Below are 232 nucleotides of genomic sequence, written 5' to 3'. Positions count from 1 at the left end.
CGTCAGCGTCCACAGCGCGGTCCGGTTGGCACCGTCGGCCTGCGTGCCGTAGTCGTACAGCACACCCACGTCACCACGGCCGTCGCCGTCGAAGTCACCGGAGACGACCTTCGACCGGCTCCAGTCCCAGCTGGTGGAACCAAGGCTGTCCCAGACCTTCACCGGCGCACCGAAACCGGTCCCGGTGCTCGTCAGCGTCCACAGCGCGGTCCGGTTGGCACCGTCGGCCTGC

1 pseudogene is annotated in these 232 nt (G+C 69.4%); it reads right to left on the bottom strand.

Annotation, left to right across the window (positions count from 1 at the left end):
• A pseudogene (locus H0H10_RS00180) lies at positions 1 to 232 on the bottom strand (transglycosylase family protein); the annotation flags it as partial.

The organism is Streptomyces griseicoloratus (genome assembly GCF_014534645.1).
In the GTDB taxonomy this organism is placed as follows: Bacteria; Actinomycetota; Actinomycetes; order Streptomycetales; family Streptomycetaceae; genus Streptomyces; species Streptomyces griseicoloratus.
This window is presented reverse-complemented; position numbering and strand designations above follow the sequence as displayed.